Consider the following 10137-nt stretch of genomic DNA (forward strand, 5'->3'; position numbering starts at 1 on the left):
AAAATAATCCTAATTTAGTTGGCAAAATGCGTGACTGTGATGTATGCAGTCACGCATTTTTTTCTAGATATATCGTAACGAATGTATACGTCACAACCTAAGTGACTTTTCATTTTAAACCGTATTACCTTTATATCGATTTGCACATTTCTTTACTGCTTTCATATACAGTTGATACTAATATCTTTAAAACAATGTTTAAAAAAGTCTTACTGTTATTTTTCTTCAGCTTTTTTTTGTCTCAAGTAGCTGATGCAACAGAAAAAAAGGTACTGGTAATTGGCCTTGATGGAATTCTTCCGGATGCAGTAAATAAAGAATACACGCCAAATTTGTATAGCCTTTTTGATAATGATTCTGGTTTGTTGGCATTTGGTTATACTCAAGATCTTACCTTTAGTGGTCCTAGCTGGTCAGCGACTTTTAATGGCGTTCATCATGATAGGCATGGCGTAACTACCAATAGTTACACCGGGCATGACTTTACGGATACACCGCATTTTTTGAAGCGTTTAAAAATGTTCGATCCAGATATATATACAGCCTCTTTGTTAACATGGGATCAGCTTCCAAACAATTTTAAAAAACCGGATGGCACTCCTTTTGGAGTGGATTCACTCGTTTTTCATGACAGGCACGAGGATAACGGTGATGTGAATGTGACTAAGGCAACAGTCGAATTGCTGAGATATCAGGACCCAGATGCGATTTTTTATTACCAAAACGATATTGATGCAGCCGGACATAGTTATGGATTTTCAATGGATATAGAAGAATATAGACAACAACTCCGTGTAACGGATCAAAGAGTTGGTGATGTCCTGGAGGCACTGAACAGCAGAACTGGTGTGACAGATGGGACGGAGGAGTGGCTTATTGTTGTCGTTTCTGATCATGGCGGACTGGGTACCGGACACCGTGGAAACTACTACGTACAACGATTCGTACCTATGATTCTTAGTGGTCCGGCTGTTGATATAGAGGATATGAACGTTCGTCCACGAGTAGTAGATGTTGCCAGAACTGTACTTTCGTTTATGGGTGTTCCAGAAGAGGAACAAGCAGACCTGGATGGTCGTAATCTTCTAGACCCGGTAAGTATGCCTGAGCCTGTTTTTGATACTAATCTTGTATTTAACGGAGATGCCGAGTTCGATCGGGGTGCTAAGGATAACTCTCTAGATCATGCTGTTTCTGGTTGGAGGGATCAGCAGTATACCGGGGCATATGATGGTTGGCATAGCATGACCGTTCTTCAATTACCTGAAGATGAAACACACATTGGTCCTGATGAAAACAAAATAGAACGCAAAGCTAGAAATGCCTTTATCGGTGGAAGTAAAGGAAGTTTTTCAAAAATCACGCAACATAGGGATCTGTCTCCTCTGGAAACCGATATTGACCAAAGAAATGTTAAATATGAATTAGACGGTTATCTCGGAAGAAAAGCTCGCTCCAGTGACAAAATGATGTTTATGGCAGTGTTTCTTGGTGAAAATAACGAAACTATTGCATCTGTAATGCTAAAAGAAGAAGAAATAAACAGAACTGATAAAACGGTTTTAAATTATGAGGAAACCGATGGAGTGGTGCCACCAGGTACAAGAAAAGTTGTCTTTTCATTATATGCTCTTGGAGATCCATCACAAGAAGGAGTGTATGCACTAGCCGATAAACTCTCTTTTGTTCTGAAAAAAAGGAACAATTAAAATTTAAAGGCGTTTACTTATTATCGGATAATTACTAATAAATAACCTATCAGCACAACTGCCATGTCTTTCATATCAAAAAAATATCTGCATTTTTTGTTGGTCATCTTAGTAATTGCTGCCTTGCCGGCATCTACTGAAACTAACATGGAAACGTCTCAAGCTTCTGGAATCTCTTCAGAGATCTCTCTGACTGCCAATGATGCCACACAAATTACAGATTCATCAGCTGTACTACGTGGTGAGATAAGTGGTATGACAACAGGCGATAGTGTAGAGGTTAAGTTCAAATATCGAGAGATAGGTATAGATTTTCAGGAAACGTGGTGGATTGGTGCTGATACACACATTGGCCGAACAGATGACTTGGCTGAGTTGGATTATTTACAAGATGCAGTTGAGGATGTAAATGATTTGGGTTTATCAGATTATGCAATCATTTTAGGTGACCTTGTTGAAGATGACCCACAATTTGTAGAACCTTTTGTAGATGCAATGGACAATCTGGATCATGACTGGACCTATGTCATTGGAAATCATGACTTCGATCGAGATGGAACGGGTGAGCGTGTAATGGATAGGGTTTATTTCAATAAAGACCTGGGTGGAGTACGTTTTCTTGCTTTTTCTGATGATGGTATGTGGAATGGTGGAGATGTCACACAAGGATATCAAACAGAAAAAAACCTGAAACAGGATCAGAACGATTGGCTTCATAATGAGTTAAAATCAGACCCGCAGGCTCCGACTGTTCTTATGTCACATCAAGGTTTAAGACGTATGTATGAGGTGGCCCATGACGACGGTCCTGATATCTGGGATAAAGACAGAAGAGGATGGCTTCAGGATGAATGGGATGATTATAACATTTTAATATGGTATCGCGGTCATCGTCACACCTGGTCAATGGAAGAAAATTACATGAATCATGATTTTGTGGATATTAGTCCTGGCGGCCTTTTAGATCCAACAGGCGGGGGTGTGTTTATGACGGTCACTGCCCGAGGCGGGACTACTACTATAACCACCCGGTTCAGGGATCATTTGAACAAAGAATGGATTTCTGTTGGTGGTTTTGATGAGCATACTAAAGTTATTCAAACGGATTATGAGCCTGATGATGAACCATCATGGCAAACCACGGCGCCTCAAACTGTATACGATTCCGAAAATTTCCATCATGTCCTGGAAAATTTGACAAATGGCAGCCAGTATGAATTCAAAGTTGTTGTTACTGAAAACGGAGAATCTGTAGAAAGTGATGTTAAAAGCTTCATCGCCGAAGATACAGCGCCTTTTTCAGTTTATGACTGGCATGACCTTAGCAATGTTCGTGATTTTTTGGAAGGAGATTATATTCTCAAATCTGATTTGGATCAGCAAACTGAAGGATATCATGACTACAATTCCGATGAAGGCTGGGACCCCTTAGGTGCCTACAGCAATAATCCATTTACGGGCAACTTTGACGGTGCAGGCTATACTATCAGCGGCTTGGTTATTGATCAGCCGGAACAAACATATTTGGGCCTTTTTGCCTATATAGATAAAGCGGAGATATCGGATCTTGGTGTGGAAGTTGAAATAACCGGTGATAACCATATCGGCTCCATAGCTGGAAGAATTGATCAATCACTTGTTACAAATAGCCATGCCCGCGGGAAGATTAGTTCAGATGGTACTTTGAACATTGGTGGCATGTTTGGTTCTGCTCGCTATGATGGGATGGAAATTTCTTCAAGCTGGGCATCCGTCGACATCGAGCACTCAGGAGACAGAAATGCAGGCGGGTTGGTTGGGTATCTGACTGCTGACGCTATTGTTACAGATTCCTACACTCATGGAATTATTATTGGTAATGATCAGGTTGGCGGAATGGTGGGACTGGCATCCAATGGTGGTACTATAAGAAACTCTTACTCTACAACTGAAGTCTCAGGAACCGGAAATAGTATCGGCGGATTAGTAGGTGCCGGAGATATCGTAGAGGATAGCTTTTGGGATACTGAGACTTCAGGAACCGATATCAGCGATGGTGGAACAGGCTTGACTACGGAAGAAATGAAAGAGGAATCTACATTTACTGATGCGGGATGGGATTTTGCGAATATATGGTCAATCATATCATTATTGAACAATGGTTATCCTTTTCTGATAAACAATCAACCTGAAGTAGTTCGAATATCAGATTGGTATGATTTAAATGAAGTGCGAGATCTGCTTGACGGAGATTATTTACTTGAAAATGATCTTGATGAGAGTACTCCAGGCTATGAAACGTTTAACTCCGATGGCGGATGGCAGCCGATTGGTGATATGAGCGATAGTCCTTTCACGGGAACCTTCGATGGACAAGGTCATACGATCAGCAACCTCGTTATAAACCGACCTAATAGTAACTACCAGGGATTATTTGCGTACATTAATTCAGCTGAAATCGTAAATCTGGGAATATTAGATGTCGATATTATCGCAAATAGCCATGTGGGGGCCATTGCTGGCAGAATTGATCAATCAAATTTGACAAAAACTTATGCAACCGGAAATATAAGTGTTGGAGGGGATGTTAATATTGGTGGTTTGGTTGGATCAGCAAGAGATTTTGGCATGGAAATTTCAAAAAGTTGGTCTAATGTAGAGATCGTTTCTTCGGGAGACAGGAATGTCGGAGGAATTGTTGGATATGTTACCAATGATGCCTTAATAATTGACACGTATGCTATTGGCAGTATTGTTGGTAATCGACAGATCGGAGGGTTGGTCGGACTCGCTTCAAGTGGCGCTTTAATAAAAAACTCATACTCTACGGGCAAGGTTGATGGACAGAGTAACACAGTCAATGTTGGCGGTTTGGTTGGTTCTGGAGAAATTATAGAAGATAGCTTTTGGGATGTAGAAACTTCACAAATATTCAGACATCTTGGTACACCAAAGCAAACAGCTGAAATGCAAACCGAGTCCACATTCACGGATGTTGGATGGGATTTCTCTGAGGTATGGAAAATGTTGAATATTAGCGATGGAGTTAGCGGTTATCCTATATTGCAGGGTCTTGACCGGGACATTCAACTAACGGAACATTTGCAAGCGTCTGATCCGGAGCTAGGTTATAGTCCCACTCAATTAGAATTCAGTGAAGTGGCTGTGGGTGATTCAGAAACAAAATCCGTCCAGCTATATAATAATAACTTGGGTCCTCTGGAAATCACTGAGATTTCTACTGATCCAGCTCAAATATTTAGCAATGATCATTCAAATATTAATAACCTAACTCTGAATTACGGAGATACTATAAATGTTGAAGTTACATTTTCACCAGATGAAATGGGTGAAGAATACGAAGGGTCGTTGGTAATTCAAAGTAATGATCCAGAAAATTCAGAAACAGAAATCTCTTTGACTGGTACTACAAAAAAAGATACCTATGCCGATAAACAAGAGGTGCCTGAGGAATTTGGACTCGAACAGAATTACCCGAATCCGTTTAATCCAGCTACCGTTATTCGGTTCGGTTTGCCTCAAGATGCTAATGTCGAACTTACAGTTTACACAGTAACTGGTGAAAGGGTGGCTACTCTCATTAGTGGAGAACACAAACAAGCAGGACATCATACCGTGACATTTGACGCTACCGGCCTGTCAAGTGGTATGTATATATACAGAATTATGACCGATGAATTCAGCAAATCGAGAGTTATGATGTATGTGAAGTAGGAAGATTATTCCGGCAGGTATTGCTTAAGAAAACCACTACCCAGGTTGAGATGATGATACTGGGAGTCCGGTAATCAATAAAAATCACATCAATGGGACTAATCAAATGTACTTATTTTATTAGTGTGACTAATTGAGATTGTGTACGCCCATCTGCTCGCAATACGACTATATACAATCCGCTGGCGATACTGGATGCTTCAAAGTTCACAAAGTTAGGTCCCTCTTCACGAGTCCCATCGACCAACGTTGTAACTCGTTCTCCCATCATGTTATAAACACGCAGGTCAACATGTCCGGACTCCGTCAAGTCAAACCGAATGGTGGTCTTCTCATCGAACGGATTCGGAAAAGGAGGGTGCAGCGTAATCTCATCAGCAACTTTTCCGGTACGGGAGTATTTTCCTGGATCATCCTTCATTTCCCATAAATCCATTTCTTTGACATTGGAAATCTGTTTCAATAGCTCTCCGGATGTATTCCCCCATCCGTAAATAAATCCTACCGTTACTACCGATTGAGGGTACAGCGTGTACGGGCCGGTGCTTATAACTGTGGAGATGTCCTCAGCACTGATGCCCGTGCGATCGGTCCCTGCTGTAAGTGCCAGAAATTTTTCAGGATCAGTAAATCCATCGTACTGCTCATCGTAGGGATCCCATTTTGTTCCAAACCGAAGACTGTCTGATCTGTCCTCTGCTCTGGACAAGGTCATCCCGGATTGATTGTCTATTGCAAGGGCACTGGCAAGATCCCCAGCAACGGATACCCCGACATAGGGTCGTCCATTTTCAGGAGATGTGTATAAAACGTGATTTTCTGAATCGAAATCTGTGCGATGGCCTGTTGAATTCCCGGTTTTCCAATGGTTGTATACCCCGAAATGCAAGTCACTGTACAATTGGTCACTGTTATTTCTAACATGGTAGATCAGAAGCAGTGTTTGGTCTATAGTAGATGTATGTGAAGTTATTGCCTCCAATTCAATACTGATATCATTAGCTTTCGGATGCCCGTATGATGCAAAGGAGGCCGTTGCCTTGTATGCATTTCGCAAGTCTGAGTGAAGATCAGTATAGGTGTTTTTGACAGGATGAAAATGACGTGAAATTCCGGTACTGTCACGCACTTGATTTATTACTACTTTTTCTCCGTCCCGGAATCCCCCAATCATCAACCCGGCTTCTGACAATACATTTTCATATATGTCCGGAATAAGACCAAGACCAACATACCGGCCCTTGGCATTCATGAAACCAATGCTTCCATCAGGCGGAATGGAGACAGTAAGCTTGTTATTTTCAAGTACACCATATAGCAACTCTTCATACTCGATAAAATGCTCAATTTCATACCTGTCATGATCCAGGTCATCCGTGGAAAGTGTTAACCGAAATTGAGGGACAATATCAAGCTGGTAATCGTCTTCAATTGAAATCGTAAATTCGATGGAAAAACGCTCACCGGGTCCAAGATTATTCTTTGTTGCGACTTCATTGAGCACCAAAGCTCCGGTTTGAAGGGATTCCAGCCGGAAATGTAACTCGGGAGAATCATTACCCAGATGAATTCCTTCTACGACAAGAGTACCGGTTTGCCCGGTATTAATTTTTTGTTCTCCGTCTTTAGTAAAGTGATAATCGGTAAAACTGATAACCGGAACGTCTTTGGTCAGTGCGTCGTACGCATCAATAACGCCATTTCCCAGTTTTCCAAGGAATTCAGGGTTGGGATTAGCATGATAAATTGATCGGGCCGAACCTCGAATCTGGTTGGCTATTTGCTGAGGCGGCCAATCCGGGTGTTCTGCTTTGATTAAAGCGGCGAGGCCACTAACCATGGGAGTTGAAAAAGATGTACCGTTTGAAGTTGTAAATCCGGGTGTCCAGTTTTGCAATTCCTCATCATATTCAAATGTTGTACCTAAAATATTTTTGCCTGTAGCAACTACATCAAGTTTTCGGCTGAAGTTTGAAAAATGAGCAAGTTTATCGTCAAACTGGTCAGTTACCGCACCGACTGAAAGGACGTCATCAAAAAGAGCAGGATAGGAGTCATTGGTCTCAACACCTTTGTTTCCTATGGCGGCGACTACCACTGACCCGGATTCCATAGCAAATGCAATGGCGTCTTCGCCAAAACGTGATCTGTCTGAGCCGTAAAAGCTGCAGTTGATGACATCGGCACCGTTTATGGCAGCATAAATAATGGCATGATATGCGAATGCTATAGTGTTGGGATAATTTTTGGTTCCACCGGCCTTCACAGGCATAAAACGGGTTTGAAATCCAACTCCGGCCATTCCAATGCCGTTATCTGTAACGGCTGCTGCAATTCCGGCAACCCGGGTTCCATGAGTACTGTAGTTTCCGACGGGATCGGCATTCTGCACCGGGGCTTCATCCGAGAATATATCCCCGGATTCCCAGAAGTTCCATCCTATAGTGTCGTTGGAAATTTCAAATTCATCAAAAAAATCGTTGGCTCTCCCGGGCTCCGGATTACGCCATAGGTTATCCTTCAGATCCGGATGGTCATAATAGACTCCTGAGTCAATGATAGCTATGACCACATCAGGAGACCCTGTTTGTAAAGCCCAGGCTCTGTTTAAATTCAGATAATCGAAATAATTATGACCCTCGGATCCTATATACGGATCGTTTGGAAGATATGTCTGGTGAGTTACAAATTCTGCGGTTTTGTGGACATAATGTGGTTCAGCATATATAACCCCGGGTTCATTTTCCAATTTGGAGGAGAGGGTCTTCGGGTCATCTCCGGACCCAAACCTGATGCTGTAAGTATGTTGCAGCGCATGAGCCATTTCAAGAGACTTCTGAGAAATTTTACCATTTGAAATATGCTCCTTATGCAGCTCATAAAGAGCTGCCGATCCAAAAACGGGTCTTGCTGAAATCAGGTCATAGTCATCTAACATGTTTTGCAGCGATGATGGAAATAGCCTTTCTGCTGATGCATATTCTTTTGATGTAGCAGCCTTGTTGAAATCGGTTTGCGGTTCAACCCTGACCATCAATTGCCCGGGAAGATATTCACTATCCGGTATTTTGCCTTCGGTTAACTCAGGTATCCCAACCATAAAGAGGAATAAGAAAATCAGAAAGGGGATGGCTGGGAATCTCATAAATTACATGTACTTGATGCAAGTACTATGGGTTTTTGCGATATCACATTCCAATAGTATATGTAAAAAAACAGAAGCTAACATGAAAAACGATCAGAATTGCACTTTTGGTACCGTTTGGGTAACATCAAACAAGCAATCACATTGGATAGCAATCGCAACAAAGCTTATCACCAGAAATTAGCTTGGAACACCATCCCCATATAAAACATTTTATTCATGAAGGAGCACAGAAAATCATTACTATTTTAATGGTTTCGGCAATTATAATATTGGTAATTCCACCAAAGAGTATAGCCTGCAGCTCTTTTAATTCACTTCCGGATCATGACATTCCTGGCATTTCAATGAAGACCAAAGGTATGAGCTCAAGCGGCTATATGGAAAATGCAACCGGCCTGAAGAGCAAGTCAAGAGCACGGATTCACTCATTGGTATTCACAGCGGCTCCAGTAGGATTGTCACGGGTTGCATCCACCGGATGGAAATTATCAGACCAAAGCATAGCATCCATGATTTTGTTTGCTTCAGGATCCGTGATTGGACCTTCAGCCGGCAGTATTTATGCAAATGACTGGGGAATCATTGGTACAGGTGTCATTATTCGCTCATTAAGCCTGGCATTTTTGGTAACAGGTTCCTTTTTGAACGAATATGATGATCAACATCTGCAGGGCATTGGACGGGTAATGCAGCTTGGCGGATTAGCTTTCCATGTTGGTCGTGCAACTTATGATATTTTTATCGTATCAGCACACTCAGTTGAGTACCATAATGCAAAAGTTAAAATGGGAATCGGAGTATCTTCACTCAGATCTTTTGAAAAAAATGCAACAAAATATCCGGAGCTTCAAATACAGGTTCCTTTTTAAGAGCAGTAATTATTTTGCAGAATTTAGCTTTTTGTTCGTTAGTCACATAACGATGTGATGTGGTACCCTAAAGCAGGACACCTGAAATAACCAACAGAAACGGTATCTTGGAATACCACAAAACCAGGTGTCTAATATGAAAGAAAACAAACCCCGCAGAACCTACCCCATTGAATTCAAACAACAGGCTGTGGAATTGGCTCTGGCCTCCGGAGATGTCATGCAAACGGCCAGAGATTTGGGTGTTGATCAAAGTATCCTTCGAAAATGGGTGAAAAGATATAAGAACGATGCTGAGAATGCTTTTCCCGGCAGTGGCACTCCCCGGGACAAGGAAATGGCTGAACTGAAACGGAAACTGGCAAATCTGGAACAGGAGAACGCCATTCTAAAAAAGGCCGTCGGTATCTTTGTACCTCGCTCACGTTGAGATACCGTTTTGTTGATCAAATGAGTGAGCAATTTCCGATTACAAGCCTTTGCAGAGTCATGGAAGTCACCAGAAGCCGATTTTACAGCTGGCGAAAACGCAGAAACAACACGGACAGATCCAGCCGTGATGGCGAGATTGTCGGCTTGATTCGGGATCTGCGCAGCAACAAGCGGTTCCGCTCGTTCGGCACACGGCGTTTGAAACCCCTTCTGGAAGATTTGGGAGAAATCATCTCCCGCAAAAGACTTCGGCGATTGATGCGCG

General features: G+C 42.1%; 5 protein-coding genes and 1 pseudogene. 5 read left to right on the plus strand and 1 reads right to left on the minus strand.

All coding sequences use genetic code 11. From position 1 onward, the window contains the following. Positions 1–194 precede the first annotated feature (194 nt). A complete protein-coding gene (locus tag NATSA_RS14995; RefSeq protein WP_210513435.1) occupies positions 195–1709 on the plus strand; it encodes an alkaline phosphatase family protein in 1515 nt (504 codons plus the stop codon). Positions 1710–1772: 63 nt separating this feature from the next. Further along, complete coding sequence (locus NATSA_RS15000; RefSeq protein ID WP_210513436.1) at positions 1773–5423, plus strand: GLUG motif-containing protein; 3651 nt, start codon at positions 1773–1775, stop codon at positions 5421–5423. A gap of 112 nt (positions 5424–5535) precedes the next feature. Here NATSA_RS15000 and NATSA_RS15005 read toward each other — a convergent pair whose 3' ends face one another. Beyond that, positions 5536–8568, minus strand: coding sequence for a S8 family serine peptidase (locus NATSA_RS15005; RefSeq protein WP_210513437.1), 3033 nt, complete (start codon positions 8566–8568; stop codon positions 5536–5538). A 185-nt stretch (positions 8569–8753) separates the two neighbouring features. On the opposite strand from NATSA_RS15005, the gene NATSA_RS15010 reads away from it, so the two are divergent. The 3 genes and pseudogenes from NATSA_RS15010 to NATSA_RS15020 all read left to right on the plus strand — a co-directional run. Beyond that, positions 8754–9440, plus strand: coding sequence for a hypothetical protein (locus NATSA_RS15010; RefSeq protein WP_210513438.1), 687 nt, complete (start codon positions 8754–8756; stop codon positions 9438–9440). A gap of 136 nt (positions 9441–9576) precedes the next feature. Continuing rightward, on the plus strand, positions 9577–9870 hold the full coding sequence (locus NATSA_RS15015) for a transposase (RefSeq protein ID WP_210513439.1): 294 nt from the start codon (positions 9577–9579) through the stop codon (positions 9868–9870). A gap of 20 nt (positions 9871–9890) precedes the next feature. Continuing rightward, a pseudogene (locus NATSA_RS15020) lies at positions 9891–10137 on the plus strand (IS3 family transposase); the annotation flags it as partial.

The organism is Natronogracilivirga saccharolytica (assembly GCF_017921895.1).
GTDB classification, from domain to species: Bacteria; Bacteroidota; Rhodothermia; order Balneolales; family Natronogracilivirgulaceae; genus Natronogracilivirga; species Natronogracilivirga saccharolytica.